Here is a 19,892-nt window from a genome sequence, read left to right as displayed (position 1 = left end):
CTGTTGAAAAACATTAACAGCCCTAAAATAACGTAATCGTGACGGTTAAGAAAATGTGTACAAAAGCAAAAGTTTTCCACATTTAACTATTGAATTAGTGGTCAAGCATTTGCTTCAAATCGAACACTGCAGTCTTAATATCAGAATCAGTTTTAATTTCGCGACTGATCTTTTCGCAGGCATGCATCACAGTCGTATGATCTTTGCCACCAAATTCTTGACCTATTTTAGGTAAACTTGAATCGGTTAGCTCCCGCGAAAGGTACATTGCAATTTGGCGCGGTACCACTATTTGGCGGACCCGCTTTTTTCCTTTCAACTCATAAGTTGAGGTTTGGAAATAATTGGCAACAACTTCCTGAATTTTAGAAATTTGCAATCCCTGATTCTTTTGAACTAACTTCAAATCGGCTAAAGCTTCTCGTGCTAAGTTTACATTGATGTCTTCATGTTCAATCGTTGCGTGTGCCTGGACTTTAACTAGAGCTCCTTCGAGTTCTCTAATGTTGGTGTCAACCTGAGAGGCAATATAGTCAAGTGTACTGTCATCGATTGTCAGATTTTCGGCTTCAGCTTTTTTGCGTAAAATTGCAATTCGCGTCTCCAGATCAGGTGGCGTAATTTCAACTTGTAAGCCCCAAGTAAACCGTGAAACCAGCCTTTCTGATAAATCAGGAATTTCGGTTGGTAACCGGTCACTAGTCATGACAATTTGCTTTTGATCATTATATAAGGTTTCAAATGTATGGAAGAATTCTTCCTGAATACCTTCTTTTTTAGCAAAAAACTGAATATCATCAACTAGCAATAAGTCGCAGGTTCGATATTTCTCACGAAATTGATCTTGCGTCTTATTTTTGATCGAATTAATGAAATCGTTGACGAAGGTTTCACTTTGAATATAAACGACTTTCGCATTTGGTCGTTCAGCTAACATTTGATGACCAATCGCTTGCATCAAGTGCGTTTTACCAAGACCAACGCCACCAAAGATAAATAACGGATTGTAAAAGCTACCTGGACTATCGGCAACTGCTAAGGCAGCACCGGCAGCCAACTTGTTTCCTTCACCTTGAACAAAATTATCAAAAGTATATTTGTCGTTTAGCTTAAGGTTACGGACAAATGTATTATCGCTTGAGGGTTGAATTCTATCTTGCGTAATTTGTGCTTGAGGCTTAGGGGTTACTATCCGTTCGCTACTAGTGTCGCCTTCAATTTGAAAAACAGGAATTACCTCAATATTAGCGTACCCGTATGCAGATTGAATTAACTCTGATGCCAGATTCTTTTCCCAATAACCCTTGGTTACCGGATTTTGGACGGCAATTTTTAATTCATGAGTATTTTTGTCATAAGAAATAGGCTTAGTATTTTTAAACCAAGCATTGTATGCGACCTCGTTAAAGCGTGCACGCATTTCTTCATTAAAATGTTGCCAAAATTTATTGATGTCAAACAAAATAAGTCCCCCCGATAACGTTAAGCAAAACCTATTTTACCATCTAATAAAAATGTTTTCCACAAGTGAATAATAATAATCCAAAAGTCACAAGTTGTGGATTATTTTTTAATTGAAATACACAAATTTTAGATGATGGATGCCAAAATTTTAGTAATATACAACAAATTATGTGGATATTTTTTATTGTAGTAGCAGATAATCAAGCGATTTTAGTGGCGAAATATCCACATGCTGTGAATAAGTTTTTAAACAGGTTGGGGACTGTGCATAAAGCTGTGCAAAGTTCTGTGATTGTCTTTCTGTGGATAAAAAATACAACAAAATTTTAAACAGGTAAAGTTCGTGTTATGAGAAAACTTTACCTCTGAGCAGTGAAACATTTTTGCTTTTGTAATGACATATTATTTGCAAAAAAAGTGCGTATAAAAAGAGCATCCCAAATGAGAGTGAAATTGACTTAGGATGCTGCAAAAATATAATTTTGGAATTTGGCTGATTGCTGATTAATCATTATTAGGTTTCTTTGACTTAAATGCAATTATTGAGCGAATGGTTTTAAGCGCGGAGCATTAAATATTTCTAGTCATTTTATCTTTGTCTTGGTATGCTGTTTCTTAAGTAAGTCGACCTATATAAAAGGAGGATTTTTTTATGAACGATAAAGATTATTTAAAAATGGCATTACAAGATGATGGTAACTTGAAGATTATTCTAAAAGGATATGTAGAAACAGCTGATACTGAAAAAGTGGGAGTGGTCGGCGTAGTTTATATTACTAATGATCCTAAAAAAGCTGAGCAAAAGTATTATGAACTTAATGCTACTAATGATGACGAAGCCTATTACATGGTATATAGTTGCCCATTGGATACTTTTCTACCGTCTCTTGGCCACTACCCATCACTTGAAATTTCAAAAGAAGATTTAATGTAAATTTTCCTAAGGTAGGTTAGGTTGCGAACAACTAATAAAAGATAGAAGCAAATAATTTAAGTTTTTAGATATTTTTACTATAATCATGGTATTCTAGTATTTGAATTTTGTAATTAACACATATTGGAGTCTAGTTTATAGAAGAGATACCAGATAAAGTTTAGGAAATGATTTAATCACGAAGCATCCATATCGTAATACCAATATTGTTCTTTCTATTCTTTTTATCTTGTTTGCGGCAATAATTTGGTTTCGAAAGACTGATGGATCAGGACTTGCTCAAACAACAAGCTTGCGATGGGCAGCTTTAGCAAGTTTCTATGCATTCGTGTTAATTATCGAGAGGATTATTTTTCCTATAGCGCGTAGATCAAGAAAATAAGATTTTTAATCTGAATAAATTAAATACTTGAGATATTTATAAGGGATTTGTCGCTAACAGCTTAAACTAAGTAGCAAATTATCCCTAAATTGGTAATTTGCGACATCTTTTTTAGTTTTTTCTTGGTTTTTTACTTTAATCATGGTATTCTAGATACTAAATTGTGCAGTTAGCATATTAAAAATGGAGGTGTAGTTTAATGACAACTAAAAGAACTTACCAACCTAAAAAGCGTCACCGTTCACGCGTTCATGGCTTTATGAAGCGTATGAGCACATCAAACGGCCGTAAGGTTTTGGCTAGACGCCGTGCAAAGGGTAGAAAAGTCTTATCTGCTTAAACCACTGAAATCCCAGTGGTTTTTTTAATATCAAAGAGTGGAATGAAGCGTTTTGAGAAAGTCTTATCGAGTTAAAACAGAAAATGATTTTCAACGAGTTTTTAAATCTGGTAATTCAGTAGCAAATCGGGCCTTTGTTATCTATAAAATAGAGAAGCCAGAAAATGCCCACTTTCGGGTAGGTATTTCTGTCGGTAAAAAGGTCGGTCATACGGCTGTAGTCAGAAACCGACTCAAGCGTTATATTCGTGCAGTGCTTACTGAAAACAAAGCAAGAATTGAACCGCAAATCGATTTTTTGGTGATTGCGCGCCCGTATGTCCGTGATTTTAGTATGACTGAAATTCGGAAGAACCTGCTTCATGCACTCATTTTGGCTAATATCATAGAAGAGATACCAGATAAAGTTGAGGAAGATTAGAGTGAAAGACATTTTAACTAAAAAGAATGTCAAGCGAATACTTATTGTGCTTACAGTAATGATGGTCGCTGTCGTCTTAACAGGCTGTGCGACAAGTAACAAGCCTGCACCTATTTCGCATACTAGCGGCAACTGGTGGAATCGTTGGGTTATTTACTACATGTCAACGTTTTTACTATGGCTTGCTAAGATTATTGGCAATAATTATGGTTGGGCAATTATTATCTTTACCATTATTGTACGTATAATTGTGTACCCACTAAGTGCTATTTCAATTAAGAGTACAACTAAGATGCAAGGTATTCAGCCAGAAATTGATGCATTGCGCAAAAAATATCCTGGTAACGATACTGAATCGAGAACTTTGCTTTCACAAGAAACCAACAAGCTTTATAAAGAAGCAGGAATTAATCCTTATGCTGGTTGCTTGCCACTACTAATTCAAATGCCGGTTATGCTTGCATTGTATGGTGCGATTGCGCAAACACCACAATTGATGACTGGTCACTTTATGTGGATGGACTTAGGTAAACCGGATCAGTATTTTATTATGCCGATTTTATCGATGGTTCTAACTTTCTTGTCGACATATATCAGTCAATTATCAACTCCGAAGGAGTCACAAAACTTCTCGTCGAAGATTATGACTTATGGTATGGCAATTATGGTTGGTGTGATGGGAATCTATTTCCAATCAGCAATTGTTTTATACTGGGTAGTCTCTAACCTCTTCCAAGTAGTACAAACGTTTATTTTACAAAATCCAATTAAATATCGTCGTGAGCAGGAAGCAAAAGCTGAAGCTGAACGCGAGCGTAAGCGTAAACTGCGTAAGACATATAAACGGTTAAAGCGTAATAAAAAGTAAATATTCAATCTAAAGTGATTTAGATAAAGTAGTCAAAGTGCTTTATACATCATGGTTTATTCATGGTGTTATAATGCGCTTTTTTTATTGAAAAGGGGAAAAATATCATGGCGCAAACTTTAACAGAATTTGATACGATTGCAGCAATTTCAACTCCAATTGGTGAGGGTGGAATTTCGATTGTTAGAATGTCTGGTGAAGATGCTGTTAAAATTGCCAATCAAGTATTTAAGGGCGGCAATTTGACTAAAGCGGCAAGTCATACCATTCATTATGGACACATCATTGATCCCGCAAATAAAGAAGTTATTGATGAAGTAATGGTTTCAGTTATGCTCGCACCTAAAACTTTTACACGTGAAAACATAGTTGAGATCAACTGTCATGGTGGTATTGTCGTTACCAATCGGATTTTGCAGTTACTATTAAAAACTGGTGCACGAATGGCTGATCCTGGTGAATTTACCAAGCGTGCATTTGTTAATGGGCGAATTGATTTAACCCAAGCTGAAAGTGTAATGGATGTTGTCAGAGCTAAGACAGACCGAGCACGCCAAGTTGCGGAAAAACAGCTTGAAGGTGGATTGTTAGAAAAAATCCAGGGGATGCGCCAAGAAATTTTAAACGTCTTAGCAAACGTTGAGGTTAACATTGATTACCCTGAATATGATGCCGATACCGTAACGGCTAAGCAAATGATTGCGACGTCAAAGACTGTCATATCAGAAATAGATGACCTGCTTAAAACTGCTGCAGAAGGAACGGCGTTACGTAACGGCTTAGCAACTGCAATTATTGGTCAGCCTAATGTTGGTAAGTCTTCTTTACTCAATTATCTTACTAAGAGCGATACAGCTATTGTAACGGATGTGGCGGGAACGACTCGTGATACTCTAGAAGAATATGTTTCAGTGGAAGGAGTGCCGCTGAAATTGATCGATACAGCTGGTATTCGTGATACCGATAATAAAGTTGAAAAAATTGGTGTTGAACGTTCAAGAAAAGCACTAGCTAAGGCAGATTTGGTATTACTATTATTCGATTCAAGTAAGCCTCTAACTGCTGAAGATCATGCTTTGATTGATGCAACTAATGATAAGAAGCGAATTGTCCTTTTGAATAAAACCGATTTAGGCCAAAAGGTAACGGTAGAAGAAATTAAGCAATTGACTGGTAGTAAAGTAATTGCGATTTCAGTTCTACAGCAAAAGAATCTGGATCAATTGAAGCAAGCAATTAAAGAGCTCTTTTTCAATGGAATTGAAAATTCAAATGACCAAGTATTGGTTACTAATCAGCGTCAGTCAGGATTACTGGAAAAAGCCAAAACGCAACTCAATGAAGTAATTAAGGCACTAGAAATTGATGTTCCAATTGATATTGCACAAATAGATTTTAATGGTGCTTGGGATACTTTAGGTGAAATTACTGGAGAGAGCAGCCCTGATGAGCTGGTAAACCAGTTATTTAGTCAATTTTGTTTAGGAAAATAGGTGTAAAAATGATTAAAAGCTATGATTCGAATGCTTACGATGTAATTGTTGTTGGTGCAGGTCATGCCGGCTGTGAAGCTGCATTGGCAAGCGCTAGAATGGGCCAAAAAACATTACTATTAACAATCAGCTTAGATATGGTGGCTTTTATGCCATGTAATCCATCTGTTGGTGGTCCTGCAAAAGGAACCGTTGTGCGTGAAATTGACGCACTTGGCGGCCAAATGGGTAAAAATATCGATGCTACTTATATTCAGATGAGAATGCTAAATACCGGTAAGGGGCCTGCAGTTCAGGCTTTACGTGCGCAAGCTGACAAGTGGCAATATCATGAACAAATGAAGCGTGTAATTGAAGAAACACCTAATTTAACTTTGCGTCAGGCAACAGTTGATGAGTTATTGGTTGAAGACGGTGTTTGCCAAGGGGTAGTAACAAATACTGGTGCTAGATATCATGCTAAAAGTGTGGTTCTAACAACCGGAACATCAGCACGTGGACGAATTTATATTGGTGAATTAAATTATTCTTCTGGCCCTAACAACACCATTCCAGCGATTAAATTATCTGAAAATTTGGAAAAATTGGGTTTCAAGTTACGCCGTTTTAAGACTGGTACTCCTCCTAGAGTAAACAGCAAAACAATTGATTATTCTAAAACTGAAGAAGAGCCCGGAGATCAGGTTCCGCGTCATTTTTCATATGAAAGTAAGGATGAAGATTACCTCAAAGATCAGGTATCCTGCTGGATGACCTATACCAACCGCTACACGCACAAAATTATTAATGATAATCTGACTCGCTCGCCAATGTTTACAGGCGAAATCAAGGGTGTGGGGCCACGTTACTGTCCTTCGATTGAAACCAAAGTGGTTCGCTTTGCGGATAAGCCGCGTCATCAAATCTTTTTGGAGCCAGAGGGAAAGAACACCGAAGAAGTCTATGTTGGTGACTTTTCAACTTCAATGCCAGAAGAAGTTCAGCTTGAGATGTTACACACTGTAGCTGGACTTGAAGATGCTGAAATGATGCGCCCAGGCTATGCAATTGAATATGATGTAATTGACCCATGGCAACTGAAACACACACTAGAAACTAAAAATATCAAGAATCTCTTTACAGCTGGACAAATGAACGGTACCTCTGGTTATGAAGAAGCAGCTGGTCAGGGACTTATTGCTGGAATCAATGCTGCTTTACGAGCATCTGGCCAGTCTGGCTTTACCTTAGGCAGGGATGAAGCATATATTGGTGTTTTAATCGATGATTTAGTTACAAAAGGAACTGAGGAACCATACAGACTATTAACTTCTCGAGCTGAATATCGTTTGATTTTGCGTCATGATAACGCTGATTTGCGCCTAACTGATTACGGGTATCAATTAGGATTAATTTCTGAAGAACGATACTCCAAGTTTTTAGCTAAAAAGGAGCAGATTATTCAAGCGGAGCATGCGGTTAAATCAATAACCGTTCATCCAAATGAAGAAGTGCAAAATTATCTTGCAAGTATTGGCGAGGAAAAATTAAAGGCTGGAGTCAAAGCCGATGTCTTTTTACGAAGACCGAAAGTTAAGATTGACGACATTGAAAAATTGACTCATGAGCACATTTCCAATGAGCGCTACGTCAAGGAACAAATTGAAATTAATGTTAAATACGAAGGCTACATTAAAAAGGAACAGCAGCAAATTAACCGATTACACCGGCAAGAAGCTAAGAAGATTCCGGTTGATATTGACTATCAGGCAATCGAAGGTTTAGCAACGGAAGCACGAGAAAAGTTTGAGAAAATTCGACCAGAGACTCTCGCACAAGCTGAGCGAATTTCAGGTGTCAACCCAGCTGATCTTGCCATTTTAAGCGTTTACGTGCAAAACGGTCGCTATTCAAAAATTAAATAGTAATTTTTGTAAAAAAATTCAAAAAACAAAAATATTTTTTCGAAAGAGAATAAATCAAAAAAATTCACAAAAAATGGTCGAATGATCAGATAATCACAAATTTAATTATTGCTGTTATCTTAAAACAACAATTTACAGTGACATCTTTGTGAAATTAATATTTTTGCACAGCGCTTACATCTCAATTACCACGTTGGTTTTACTCACTTGAAATTGTGAAATTATATGTTTTAATACAGTATGTAAGTAAATGTATTTAAGGAGATGCACTTTAAAAATGGCAAAAATTAATGGCGCAAATGCTATGCTCCAAGTTTTATTGGACTGGCATATTGATCATATCTATGGTTTCCCAGGTGGTTCATTCGACTCAACTATGAATGCTATCCACGACTTTAAGGGAAAATTAAAGTATATTGAAGTACGGCACGAAGAAGCTGGTGCTTTAGCTGCTGCAGCTGAATATAAATTCACTGGTCAAGCTGGTGTATGTTTTGGTTCAGCCGGCCCTGGTGCCGTTCACTTAATGAATGGTTTATACGACGCTAAGTACGACAAGGTTCCAATGGTAGCTATTATTGCTAACGTTCCTACTAGTCGTCAAGACATGGACTTCTTCCAAGCTTTCGATGAAAAGCCTTGGTTTGATCCCGTTGCAGTTTGGAACCACCAAATTAAACGCGCAGATCAAATTCCATCAATGATGGATGAAGCTCTTCGTCAAGCTTATGCTAAGAAGGGTCCAGCTGTATTAATCCTTCCTAAAGACTTTGGTTGGGAAAAGATTAACGATAACTTCCGTGTAACTTACAATTCATTGCAAGCTATCCCTAACTACGCAGCTCCTAAGAAAGAAGAAATCGACGCAGCTGTTAAGATTCTTGAAGAAGCTAAAAACCCAGTTGTTTACTTCGGTTTAGGTATGAAGGGTCACGGCGACGTTTTAGAGAAGTTCGCTGAAAAATTCAAGACTCCTTTGATGTCTTCAGTTATGGCTAAGGGCGTTGTTGAAGACAGATGCCCAGCATACATGGGGTCAATTGGTCGTGTTGCTCCTAAGCCAAGTGACGACATTCAAACACACGCAGATGCTGTTATTTGGGTAGGTAACGACTCACCATTCTCAGTATTCTTCTTTGATCCAAAGGCTAAGGTTGTTCAAATTGATGTTGACTCAGAAAAATTGGGTAAGCGTCACGCAGTAGATGTTCCAATTTTGGCTGACGGTGCTAAGACTTTGCAAGCTATGATTGATGCTGGTGAAGCTCGCGAAGAATCACCACTTTACAAGGCTGCAATTGCTGACCGTAAGAACTGGGAAGACTGGGAGCACAGCTTTGATGATTCAGACGAAATGCCAGTTCGTCGTGAACCAATCTTTGACATCATCAACAAATATGCTGACGACAATGCACAATTCGCTATTGATGTTGGTAACATCAACATTGACTTCCAACGTTTGGTAAACTTGCACGATGAACAAACTTGGGCAACCTCAGGTTTGTACGCAACTATGGGCTTTGGCTCTCCAGCTGCAATCGCTGCTGCAACTGTTCACCCAGAACGCGAAGTTTGGAACTTAGGCGGTGACGGTGGCTTTGCAATGATGAGTCAAGAATTATTGACTGAAGCTCGTTACAACATGCACATCTTAAATGTTGTCTTCACTAACGACACTTTGGGATACATTGAAGCTGAACAAGAAGATGAATCACACCAACCATTATCTGGTGTTATCTTACCAAACAACGATTGGGCATTAGTTGCTGAAGGTATGAACGTTAAGGGTGTAACTGTACGTACTAAGAAGGAATTCGAAGACGCAGTTAAGGAATTCAAGCAAATGGATGGACCAATGTTAATTGACATTAAGTTCACTCATGACATGCCTTACTCAACTGAATTGAACACACTTGACGATCCTGAATTTGTTAAGAAGTATCAAGCAGAAGCATTGAAGCCATTTAGTTACTTTGCTGACAAGTATGGTTTGGTTGAAGATGCTGCTTCAGGCGCTTCCGAAGCTGAAGAGGAAGAACCTGAACCAGAAGAAGAACCTGATACAACTTCAGGTGCTTCAGCACACTAATATTTAATGTTAGAACTCAAAAAAGCGAGACTCTTGAAAGTTTCGCTTTTTTGCTTTCATACAAGTATAATAATAGAGTATGAACTTGAACGATGGAGGAATATATATGCAACAGTTCGGGATTATTGGTTTATCCGTCATGGGTAAAAACCTAGCTTTAAATGTTAGAAATAGTGGCTTCTCCGTTTCAGGCTTTAGTATCGATAAAAAAGAAGTTGATGCTTTTGCAGAATATCAGGATGATAAGCTAAAACCAACTTATTCTTGGGAAGAATTTGTTAATTCACTTGAAAAACCACGCAAAATTTTGATTCAAATTATGGCTGGTAAGCCAGTAGATGAAACATTGCACAAGTTGTTACCTTTGCTTGATAAAGGCGACATTTTACTTGATGGAGGTAATTCAAACTTCCACGATACTAATCGCCGTTTCCATGAAATGGAAGAACACGGGATTCACTTTATTGGAATGGGTGTTTCCGGTGGTGAAGAAGGTGCTTTAAATGGCCCTGCTTTAATGCCTGGCGGCGACGAAGAAGCATACAAGGAAGTTGCACCAATCTTAGAAGCAATCGCTGCTAAGAACGATGATGGTCATCCTTGTGTCAGCTTTATTGGACCTGAGGGTAGTGGACACTATGTCAAAATGGTTCATAACGGTATTGAATATGGAATTATGCAAGAATTCTCTGAAGTTTATGATATCTTGCGTAAGGTTGCCGGAAAAACTAACGATGAAATGTCAGAAATTTTTGCCGATTGGAATCAGGGGCTAGTTCAAGCATACCTGAGTGAAATCACCTCAGAAGTTTTGAAACAAGAAGACGATTTGACTCCAGATCATGTCATTGACCATATCTTGAACGTAGCTTCATACAAGGGTACAGGTAACTGGATGCTTGAAGACGGTGTACACTTGGGTGTGCCAATTAGTGTGATTGCAGAAGCTGTTATCAGTAGATTTATGTCTAAGGCAACAACGCGTGAAGGCAAGGAAATTAAGTGGGAAGGCGAAGTTCCTGAAGACTTAATTGATAATCTTGGAAAAGCTTTGCAGTTGAGTCAAGCCGTTGCCTATGCTCAAGGTTTTCAGCAATTAAAGATGGCAGCTGATGCGTATAATTGGGAGTTGCGTTATCCAGCTATTGCCCAATCTTGGGAAGCTGGCTGTATCATTCGTTCATCTATGCTAAAGGATATTGAAAAAGCTTTTGCCGAAGGTAAGCAACTTGATAATATGTTCCAAGATCCTTACTTTAAAGATTTAATGGAGAAAAATTTACCTGCATTGCGTAAGGTACTTGAATTAGCAACTAAGGCTGGCATTCCTACACCAACTTTAAGTGCGTCCCTTAATTATTTAGAATCCATTTTTAACCCAAGTCTTCCAGCTAACCTGATTCAAGGACAGCGAGATTACTTTGGTGCTCACACTTACTTCAGAAATGACCGTGACGGTGTATATCACACTGAATGGTATGAAGAAAAATAAGCTGTGTTACACGTGTAACAAAAAAAGACCAGTTAAGTTTCTACTTTAACTGGTTTTTTGCTAGGAAAAATATATAATAATCATCTTTTATAAATTCTAGAATACTGTAAAGAAAAAAGCCACTTCATTATGAAGTGGCTTTTTGGCTAGTCTAATTGAGCTACATGTTTGTAATCAAGAAAAAGATGACAAATACTACTAACAGCACGTACATCATCGGTGAGACCTTTTTAGCTTGCTTAGAGGCAATCATGGTGATTGGGTATGCAATCATTCCAAGTGCTAAACCGTCTGAAATGCTGTAGGTAAGTGGCATGCCAATAACTGTTAAAAATGCAGGAAAAGCAATTTCAAACTTATCCCAGTTAATTTTCTTCAAGTTACCAGCCATTAAAACGCCAACAATTATTAAGGCAGGTGCAGTAACAGTGGTTGGAATAACTGCCAGTAATGGACTAAAAATCATTGAGATTAAGAAGAAAATGCCAACAAAAACTGCGGTTAATCCTGTTCGTCCACCCATTGCAATACCGGCACTGGATTCAACTGATGTGCCAAGAGGAGCAGTTCCCAAAACAGCCCCTTCAACCATTGCTAGGGAGTCAGAAACGAAGGCTTTACCAATACGTGGAATTTTGCCATCTTGATCGACCATTCCAGCTTGTTCAGTCATACCGATCAAGGTACCTGCAGTATCAAAGAAAGTAACTAGTAAAAATGTTAGGACGACCATGAACAGCTGAGGTGTATTAATATCTTTTAGATGAAAAACAGCTTGGCCAAAGGTTGGGGCAATGCTTGGAGCAGTTGAAATGATTGCTTTTGGCACTTCGACTTGACCAATAAGAATACCAAAGATAGCCGTCACAACCATCCCGATAAAAATTGAACCTGGAACATTCATTGCCATTAAGATGACAGTTAAGGTTAACCCAAAAAGTGTAATCCAAACAGCTGGTGAGTTAAATTTGCCCAAAGTTACTAAGCTGGAATCACTATTAACAATGAGCTTGCCGTTTTGTAAGCCAATGAAAGCAATGAATAAACCAATTCCGGCGGAAATAGCATACTTTAAGTCTTGTGGAATTGCATCGACTACTTTCTCACGTAGTTTTAAAACTGTGATTAAGATGAATAAGACAGATGCAACTAAGACAGCAGCTAATGCAGTTTGCCAGTTGATTTTCATTTCGCCACAAACATTGTAAGCGAAGAACGCAGCACTACCTAATGTTGGCGCAAGGGCTATAGGGTAGTTAGCCACAAAGCCCATGATGAAGCAACCAATTGCAATTGAAACTGCGGTAACTGTGAAAGCAGCACCTTTATCAATCCCAGCTGCATGTAAAATATTAGGGTTAACAAAAAGGATGTAGGAGAGACTAACAAAAGTGGTTAAAGCAGCAATTAACTCACGTTTGATAGTGGTATGAGCATCGTTTAAATGAAAGACGTTATCTAGTGTCGTCATTTTTTCCTCCAAAAAAATATCTTATAAAAGAACCAATAAAACTAGTTTAGCATAAGCAAACGGGCTTGGAATATTATTTCCTGGGAAATGAAAAAGCAAGCCCTTTCAAGTTCGCTTTTAAAATTACCACATGCCGATAACTTTCATCCATCCTAGTCCGATTACACCATAAACTAAGATGTAGAAAATACCGAAAATAAAACTCATCTTCCACCATTCACTTTGTTTAACATAACCAGTTGAAGAAAGCACCGAAGATGCGGTACTAGAATAATGAGTAGTTGAACCCATGATTGCAGAAAACAGAGCTAAGAATTGTGCAGCCATAACTTTAGGTGCTCCAGCAGCAATTGCTACAGTTAAAAGTGGCAAGAACATTGCAGAGTTATGTGCTGTTGCACTGGCAAATAAGTAGTGGGTGTAGAACAATACAAGGGCTAAGATAATCAAAGTGATTAACCTGTTGCCGCCCTTCATGCTACTTGAAATAGTAGTTGAAAGCCAGCCGATGAAGCCAAACTGAGTTAATTTTTCAGCCATAAAAACCAGAATTGAAAGCCAGATTAGAATGTTCCAGGCACCAGTTTCACCCAAAATATCTTTAGGAGTAAGAACACCTGTAAGCAGAAGCAGCACAACAGAAATGAATGCAATCAAAGTTGCATCTATTCCAAGAGTACTCGAAAGCATCCAAAGTGCTAAGGTAATCACAAAAATAATCGCCATCATTTTTTCAGGTAATGTTGCTTTACCTAATTCCTCAAGTTGCTTATTTGCCCATTCCTTAGCATTAGGAGTTTCCTTTACTTCTGGTGGGTAGATCTTGTAAACAAAATATGGAATTACAAGCAGACAGATTGCAGCAGGCACAAGTGCAGCCATGAACCATTGCATCCAAGTGAGTGTAACACCTGCTTTACCAGCAAGTGCTACAGCAATTAAGTTAGGTGCACAAGCTGTCATAAACAGAGATGAGGTGATAATGTTAACCTGAAATTCCGTGAAAATTAGATAGGCTCCCATTTTCTTTCTCGAGGGATCATTTGGCTTAGAGTCGTAAGTTTCAGCCAATGATTCAATTAAAGGATAAACCACACCACCGGCTCTGGCGCCATTGGAAGGCGTTGCGGGTGAAACAATTAAATCAATTGCACCGATTGCATAGCCAAGACCTAATGATTTTTGCCCAAACCATTTAATAAAATATAGTGAAATCCTGCGTCCTAAACCAGTTTTTACGATTCCACGTGAAATCATAAATGCCATTACAATTAACCAGGCCGAACTGTTAGCAAAAGCGTTAATAGCACCTTTTTCAATTAATTTACCATTAACTACTTTATCGGCCAATGGTACGAGGCCAAGGCAGATTGTTAATGTAAAACCGATTAGTGTAACGCCACTAATTGCAATTGGTAATGTAATACAACCAACAATGGTGGCGATAAAGATTGCGAGCATGTGCCAGGCCTGGACGGTAACCCCGGCAGGTCTGATAGGTGCAGTAAACCAGAAAACTAATCCAAGTAAAACTGGAAAAATAAATTTTTTATAGTCTATTTTTTCTAGTGTCTTCATGACTCCTCTTTTCAAAAAGTTAAAAAAATAAGATGATTGTTTAACACATTCATCTTATCATAATTTATTTTAGAAGTTCAGCACCCATAGGAAAATGATGAATACTACAAAGAGCACCCACATCATAGGAGTAATTTCCTTACCACGTTTTGCTGCAAGCATACAGATTGGGTAAGTAATAAGGCCAAGAGCCAAGCCATCTGAAATTGAGTAGGTAAGTGGCATACCAGTTAAAATCAAGAATGCTGGCACAGCAATTTCCATTTTATCCCAATGAATGTGCGCTGTGTTTTGTGCCATTAGCACCCCAACGATTATTAAAGCAGGTGCCGTAACATGTGTAGTGAACAGGCCAAGCAATGGACTGAAAATCATTGAAATTAAGAAGAAAATAGCAACGAAAACTGCAGTTAAACCTGTACGTCCACCAACAGCAATACCTGCACTTGATTCAACAAACGCGCCAACTGGAGATGTACCCAAGACTGAGCCGACCATCATGGCAGTTGAGTCGGAAGCTAAGGCTTTACCTACGCGAGGCATTTTATTATCTTTCATAAAGCCAGCTTGTTGAGCTAAGCCAATTAAAGTTCCCGCTGTATCAAAGAAAGTAACAAGTAAAAAGGTTAGAACAACAACCCACATTTGCAGAGTATTGATATCTTTAACATGGAAAATTGCTTGACCAAAGGTTGGTGCGATACTAGGTGCAACTGAAATGATTTTGGTTGGTAGAGCAATTTGACCAGTAACAACACCAAAAAGTGCGGCCAAAATCATACCAATGAAAATCGCACCTGGGACATTCAAGATCATTAAAACAACGGTTACTAAAAGTCCAAAAATTGTAATCCAAACAGCTGGATCATGAAGTGAGCCAAGGCCAACCAATGTAGATTTATTAGCAACAATAAGGCCACCGTCTTGCATTCCTAAGAATGCAATGAAAAGACCGATACCAGATGAAATGGCAAATTTTAAATCAGCAGGTATTGCGTTAATGATCTTTTCGCGCAACTTGAACATAGTAATTAAAATAAAAATGATTGAGGCAACGAAAACGGCAGCTAGTGCTGTTTCCCATGAAACATGCATACCCACGCAAACTGTATAGGCAAAGAAAGCATTGATACCAAGTGCTGGTGCTTCACCAATGGGATAGTTAGCAACAATCCCCATTAAAGCTGTACCTAATGCACTTGCCAGTGCTGTTGCAGTAAAGACAGCACCTTTGTCCATTCCACTGGCACCCAAAACGCTTGGATTAACGAATAGGATGTAAGACATACTAATAAAAGTAGTCAGTCCAGCGAGAAACTCAACTTTAACACTGGTTTTATATTTATCGAGCTGAAAGTAGCTCTTAATAAAATTCATTTAATCTCTCCCACTATAATAATGTTCGTGTTTTATTTACATCTAACGACTATTTTAGTGTAGCATGCTGATATATAAAATCAAATACGAATTATTCAATGAAAAGCCTTACATCTGAGTGGGATTTAAGAATGAACAAGTTCTCTAACAGATTGACTGCAAGATGAAATAGTTTTTAAAATAAACTATCTTAGTAAGCTAATGAGTATAAGAAGGTTGGAGAAAAAATGGCTAAATTGTTGTTTTCAGATATTGATGGAACATTAATAAATACAGATTTAGAAGTAACACCTAAAACAAGAGATGCGATTAGACGGCAAATCATTAATGGCAATGTTTTTATCCCAGTTTCTGCAAGAATGCCGCAAGCAGTGATGACTGCGGCTGGCCAGATAACTAAGAACTGTCCAATGATTGCATACAATGGCGCTTTAGTCTTAGATGAAATGGGAAGGCCAATATCTTCGCGCTTCATGAAAGCAGCCGAAGCAGCTGAGATTTGTTCATATATCGAAAAGAAAAATAATCAGACTACTTGGAATGTTTATAGTGGCTATGACTGGTTTTATTTCCCAGGAAATAATGTTGAATTGGTAAAAAAAGAGGAGCAGATTGTTCAAGTTAAAGCGACACCAAGCTCAATTGCTGAAGTTAAAAAACTTAAAGGTGTTCACAAGGTCCTTATTATGGGCAATCCAGAACAACTTGATCAAGAGCAAAAAGATCTGACTGTCGAATATCCAGACGTGGTCTTAGTTAAATCGGCTCCCAATTTATTAGAAATAGTTGTTAATGGTGTATCTAAAGGCGAGGGAATTAAAGAACTGGCAGAAGAATTTAATGTGAAGCTGACTGATTGTTGGGCATTTGGTGACAACTACAATGATGTTTCAATGCTAGAAACAGTTGGGCATCCATTTTTGATGGGTAACGCTCCAGCAGAATTGAAAAAGCAATTTGTAAATGTGACTTCTGATAACAACCATGATGGCATTGCGCAAGTTCTTGAGGAGCTTAGCTAATTACTTTTTAAGAAGTGGGGACTGTGCTTTATCCCCAAACCACTTATGATTAATTCGGTCTAAGGTTCCATTTTTAGCAAGAATATCTAATCCCTGGTTGATTTTTCGCTGTAAAGTTATATCACTTTTGCGCATACCAACGCCAAATTGTTCCTTTGGAAAAGAACTATCAATTTCAGTGAATCGTTCAGGATGCTTTTGACGCGAAATATAGTAATTGGCATAGGAACTATCAATTAACAAGCCATCAATTCGACCTGCGTTTAGATCGATAAAGGCGTTAGTAAAGGAATCGTAGAGAATTGGATAGTGGCCTTTAATTCGGTTAGCAAGTGCCTTTGGATAATCCATGATGTCATTGTAACCTGATGAACCAGATTGGGCGCCTAGTGCTTTATTTTGCATGTCTTTAACGCTGTTAATGTGATTTTTCTTCAATGCAACTATGACCTGTGTTGTATCCAAATAGGTTTTACTAAAGTTGATTTTTGCCTCTCTAGCGGGAGTTTTACTGAAACCATTCCAAATTACATCAATTGTCCCATTTCTTAACTCAGTTGTATTCATTGACCAATCAATTGTTTGGAAGCTGACCTTGATACCATATAATTTAAAAACTGCATTAGCTAAGTCAACATCATAACCGATTAGTTTTCCGTTTTTTTGTTGAAAGTCCATTGGAACAAATGTGTCGTCAACACCAACAACTACATAGCCTCGATCCTTAATATGAGTCCAATTGTCAGCTTTGTTAGCTTGTCTGTTAACGGAAATACCGCTACAAGCAGACAGAGTAAGAGTAAAAAAGATGGTGGCAAATAATGCCATTAGACGTTTGCATTTCACTTAATCCACCTTCTTAAAATCTAACGCTTTAACCGTGAAAATTTGATCAGCTACTTGATGAGCAAAATCCATATCGTGTGTAACAATAATTTGTGTCATCTTATTGTTGTTTTTCAGTTGTAAAATAATTTCGCCGACTTTGGTACGTAATGCAGGATCCAGTGCTGAGGTCGGCTCATCATAGCATAGAATTTGTGGCTTCATTGCTAATGCTCGCGCAATCGCAACTCTCTGCTTTTGACCACCAGACAGCTGATATGGATACAGTTCTTCTTTGCCAGTTAAGTCTAGATCGTGAAGCAATTGCTTAGCTGTCTGTAGAGCCTGGCTATTATCTTCTTTTAAAACCAATCTAGGTGCGAGTGTGATATTGTCAATGATGGTCAAATTGGGAAACAATTCGTAACTTTGAAAAACAACACCAGTAATTTGATTATCTTTACTTGGTTCAGTTGGATCAAATTCTTGATTGTTCCAGAGAAACTGACCAGAATCGACTTTTTCTAAGCCACTAAGGCAACGTAGAAGAGTTGTTTTGCCGGCACCCGAAGGTCCGACTATTGCTAATATCTCTTGATCGGGAATTGTTAAGTTTAGCTTATTTAAAATTGTTCGAGAGCCAAATTTTTTAGTAATATTCTTTAATTCAAGCATGAATCATTCCCCTTATTATTTCCACTTAGAGTAACTGTGTTCGATTTTCTTTAAAATAAACGATGCAATACCGGTCATTAGTAGATAGATAATACCAACTAGAACTAATGGCACAAGTGTAACGTCTCGTGCAGTTGCAACGTTTCCTGCACGTAGGAGTTCACCCAAGCCAATAACATAAACAAGGGAAGTGTCCTTGACTAAATTGATCACTTCATTGCCAATTGACGGTATAACAATTTTGCTTACTTGGGGAATAATAATATGTCGCAAAGTTTGCCATTTTGTGAGCTGCAGAACGTGCGCACTTTCATATTGGCCGACAGGCACAGACTGAAAACCACCACGGAATATTTCTGCAAAGTAAGCAGTATAGTTTAAGATAAAAGCGAATAAGGCAGCATTGTATCGTTGGAAAATGATGCCAATGATTGGCAGTCCATAAAAAATAAAGATTAGTTGTAGTAACAATGGCGTACCACGCATAATCCAGATATAAAATTTTAAAATAGCACGTATAATTTTAAAATGTGAAATTAAACCCAAACTAACAATGATTCCAAGTGGGATAGAAATGATCAAGGTCCATAAGAATAGAATCAGGGTCATTTTAGCTCCAGAAAGTAGAGAAGGCATGATTGAGATTATATAATTCATCTTATTCTCCTTTAAAGCGTAAACTGAAATAATGAGCAAAAAATTACATTTATGACAGAATAGCACATATTTTTTTAATAATAAAATGGTAATAGTGTAAAAAGTTATTTTAGACTGCTCAGCAAGAAATTTAACAAAACAAAAAGCCGTTTTTTAGACTAAATATCTAAAAACGGCTTTTCACTACAATATGCAAGTTGATTGCTTTACTGATTATGCATCGAGTTCGACCTTGGTTGGCTTATCCCATGATTCAGGTAATTTACCAATCTCTTTTAATTTATCGACAATTTGATTTAAAACAATCTCACGATCATGTTCATTGGTCATAAAATCAAGCTCATCACCATTAATTTCCATTTTAGGTGAATAATCATATTTTTCATACCAAGGCTTATAATAACGTAATAGTCGTTTGTAATAATCTTCAAGCGTTGAATCATAACTAAGCTGTTCGTACGGGCGACCACGCTTTTGAATACGTTTAAGCATCGTCTCGTATGAAACATTGATATGGACGAGCAAATCAGGGTTCTTTTTTGGCATATTTTTGAGCTCATTCATCATATTGTTTAAAAGCTCATAGTAAGTGTCAACTTCTTCTTTAGTTGCACGTCCAATATCGGCATTCATTTGGAAGAAGAGTGCATCTTCATAGATAGAACGATCAAGCACGTTATTATCGTCGGTTAATGCGTCCTTAATGCTGCGAAAACGTGTATTAAGGAAAAACACCTGAAGCAGAAACGCATACTTTTTAGGATCAGCGTAAAAAAGTGGTAAGACTGGATTATCGTCAACACTTTCGTAAAATGGCTTAGTTCCTAAATATTTGGCTAAAATACTGGTTAAACTGGATTTACCGGCTCCAATAGGGCCACTTAAAACAATAACTGTCAT

18 protein-coding genes are annotated in these 19,892 nt (G+C 37.7%); 10 read left to right on the top strand and 8 right to left on the bottom strand.

Going from position 1 to position 19,892, the window contains the following annotated elements:
* Window positions 1–94: 94 nt before the first annotated feature.
* Window positions 95–1,462, bottom strand: coding sequence for a chromosomal replication initiator protein DnaA (dnaA, locus tag H3R25_RS06250; protein ID WP_122033891.1), 1,368 nt, complete (start codon window positions 1,460–1,462; stop codon window positions 95–97).
* Window positions 1,463–2,116: 654 nt separating this feature from the next.
* On the opposite strand from dnaA, the gene H3R25_RS06245 reads away from it, so the two are divergent.
* The 9 genes from H3R25_RS06245 (at window position 2,117) to gndA (ending at window position 11,387) form a co-directional block, all read left to right on the top strand.
* Window positions 2,117–2,398 (top strand): hypothetical protein, encoded by a 282-nt coding sequence (locus H3R25_RS06245; RefSeq protein WP_232354570.1) that lies wholly within the window; start codon window positions 2,117–2,119, stop codon window positions 2,396–2,398.
* A 175-nt stretch (window positions 2,399–2,573) separates the two neighbouring features.
* The gene (locus H3R25_RS09175; protein WP_370567442.1) at window positions 2,574–2,780 is read left to right on the top strand and encodes a DUF3923 family protein; all 207 of its coding nucleotides are present in this window, start codon (window positions 2,574–2,576) and stop codon (window positions 2,778–2,780) included.
* 199 nt (window positions 2,781–2,979) lie between these two features.
* Window positions 2,980–3,120 carry a 50S ribosomal protein L34 gene (rpmH, locus tag H3R25_RS06235; protein ID WP_003549412.1) on the top strand — a complete coding sequence of 47 codons (141 nt, stop codon included), beginning with the start codon at window positions 2,980–2,982 and terminating at the stop codon, window positions 3,118–3,120.
* A gap of 52 nt (window positions 3,121–3,172) precedes the next feature.
* Window positions 3,173–3,541, top strand: a complete 369-nt coding sequence (rnpA, locus tag H3R25_RS06230) for a ribonuclease P protein component (protein ID WP_046308076.1) — start codon at window positions 3,173–3,175, stop codon at window positions 3,539–3,541.
* Window position 3,542: 1 nt separating this feature from the next.
* Window positions 3,543–4,409: a membrane protein insertase YidC gene (locus tag H3R25_RS06225; protein ID WP_046308074.1), complete on the top strand. Its 867-nt coding sequence runs from the start codon at window positions 3,543–3,545 to the stop codon at window positions 4,407–4,409.
* Between the two features lie 107 nt (window positions 4,410–4,516).
* A complete protein-coding gene (mnmE, locus tag H3R25_RS06220) occupies window positions 4,517–5,902 on the top strand; it encodes a tRNA uridine-5-carboxymethylaminomethyl(34) synthesis GTPase MnmE (RefSeq protein WP_198188195.1) in 1,386 nt (461 codons plus the stop codon).
* A gap of 8 nt (window positions 5,903–5,910) precedes the next feature.
* Entirely contained in the window at window positions 5,911–7,806 is a 1,896-nt protein-coding gene (gene mnmG / locus H3R25_RS06215; protein WP_198194609.1) for a tRNA uridine-5-carboxymethylaminomethyl(34) synthesis enzyme MnmG, read from the top strand.
* A 277-nt stretch (window positions 7,807–8,083) separates the two neighbouring features.
* Window positions 8,084–9,895: a pyruvate oxidase gene (gene spxB, locus H3R25_RS06210; RefSeq protein WP_187158200.1), complete on the top strand. Its 1,812-nt coding sequence runs from the start codon at window positions 8,084–8,086 to the stop codon at window positions 9,893–9,895.
* Between the two features lie 106 nt (window positions 9,896–10,001).
* On the top strand, window positions 10,002–11,387 hold the full coding sequence (gene gndA / locus H3R25_RS06205; RefSeq protein ID WP_198188187.1) for an NADP-dependent phosphogluconate dehydrogenase: 1,386 nt from the start codon (window positions 10,002–10,004) through the stop codon (window positions 11,385–11,387).
* 160 nt (window positions 11,388–11,547) lie between these two features.
* Here the strand turns inward: gndA and H3R25_RS06200 are convergent, their stop codons facing one another.
* From H3R25_RS06200 to H3R25_RS06190, 3 genes are all read right to left on the bottom strand, one after another.
* On the bottom strand, window positions 11,548–12,858 hold the full coding sequence (locus tag H3R25_RS06200) for an NCS2 family permease (protein WP_122036381.1): 1,311 nt from the start codon (window positions 12,856–12,858) through the stop codon (window positions 11,548–11,550).
* Between the two features lie 123 nt (window positions 12,859–12,981).
* On the bottom strand, window positions 12,982–14,436 hold the full coding sequence (locus H3R25_RS06195) for a DASS family sodium-coupled anion symporter (protein ID WP_198194608.1): 1,455 nt from the start codon (window positions 14,434–14,436) through the stop codon (window positions 12,982–12,984).
* A 69-nt stretch (window positions 14,437–14,505) separates the two neighbouring features.
* Window positions 14,506–15,813: an NCS2 family permease gene (locus H3R25_RS06190; protein ID WP_198188186.1), complete on the bottom strand. Its 1,308-nt coding sequence runs from the start codon at window positions 15,811–15,813 to the stop codon at window positions 14,506–14,508.
* Window positions 15,814–16,040: 227 nt separating this feature from the next.
* Here H3R25_RS06190 and H3R25_RS06185 point away from each other — a divergent pair, with 227 nt between their 5' ends.
* Window positions 16,041–16,835, top strand: coding sequence for a Cof-type HAD-IIB family hydrolase (locus H3R25_RS06185; protein WP_198194607.1), 795 nt, complete (start codon window positions 16,041–16,043; stop codon window positions 16,833–16,835).
* On the opposite strand, the gene H3R25_RS06180 is transcribed toward H3R25_RS06185, so the two are convergent.
* The 4 genes from H3R25_RS06180 to H3R25_RS06165 all read right to left on the bottom strand — a co-directional run bounded on the left by H3R25_RS06180 (window position 16,836) and on the right by H3R25_RS06165 (window position 19,892).
* Window positions 16,836–17,663, bottom strand: coding sequence for an amino acid ABC transporter substrate-binding protein (locus H3R25_RS06180; protein WP_198194632.1), 828 nt, complete (start codon window positions 17,661–17,663; stop codon window positions 16,836–16,838).
* 18 nt (window positions 17,664–17,681) lie between these two features.
* Window positions 17,682–18,335: an amino acid ABC transporter ATP-binding protein gene (locus tag H3R25_RS06175; protein ID WP_198194606.1), complete on the bottom strand. Its 654-nt coding sequence runs from the start codon at window positions 18,333–18,335 to the stop codon at window positions 17,682–17,684.
* A 15-nt stretch (window positions 18,336–18,350) separates the two neighbouring features.
* A complete protein-coding gene (locus H3R25_RS06170) occupies window positions 18,351–18,992 on the bottom strand; it encodes an amino acid ABC transporter permease (RefSeq protein WP_187158206.1) in 642 nt (213 codons plus the stop codon).
* A 213-nt stretch (window positions 18,993–19,205) separates the two neighbouring features.
* Window positions 19,206–19,892: a deoxynucleoside kinase gene (locus H3R25_RS06165; RefSeq protein ID WP_046308050.1), complete on the bottom strand. Its 687-nt coding sequence runs from the start codon at window positions 19,890–19,892 to the stop codon at window positions 19,206–19,208.

The sequence above is a fragment of the Lactobacillus sp. M0390 genome (genome assembly GCF_016102085.1).
In the GTDB taxonomy this organism is placed as follows: domain Bacteria; phylum Bacillota; class Bacilli; order Lactobacillales; family Lactobacillaceae; genus Lactobacillus; species Lactobacillus apis.
Note: the sequence above shows the minus strand (reverse complement) of the source record. Positions and strands in the feature narration are given on the sequence as shown.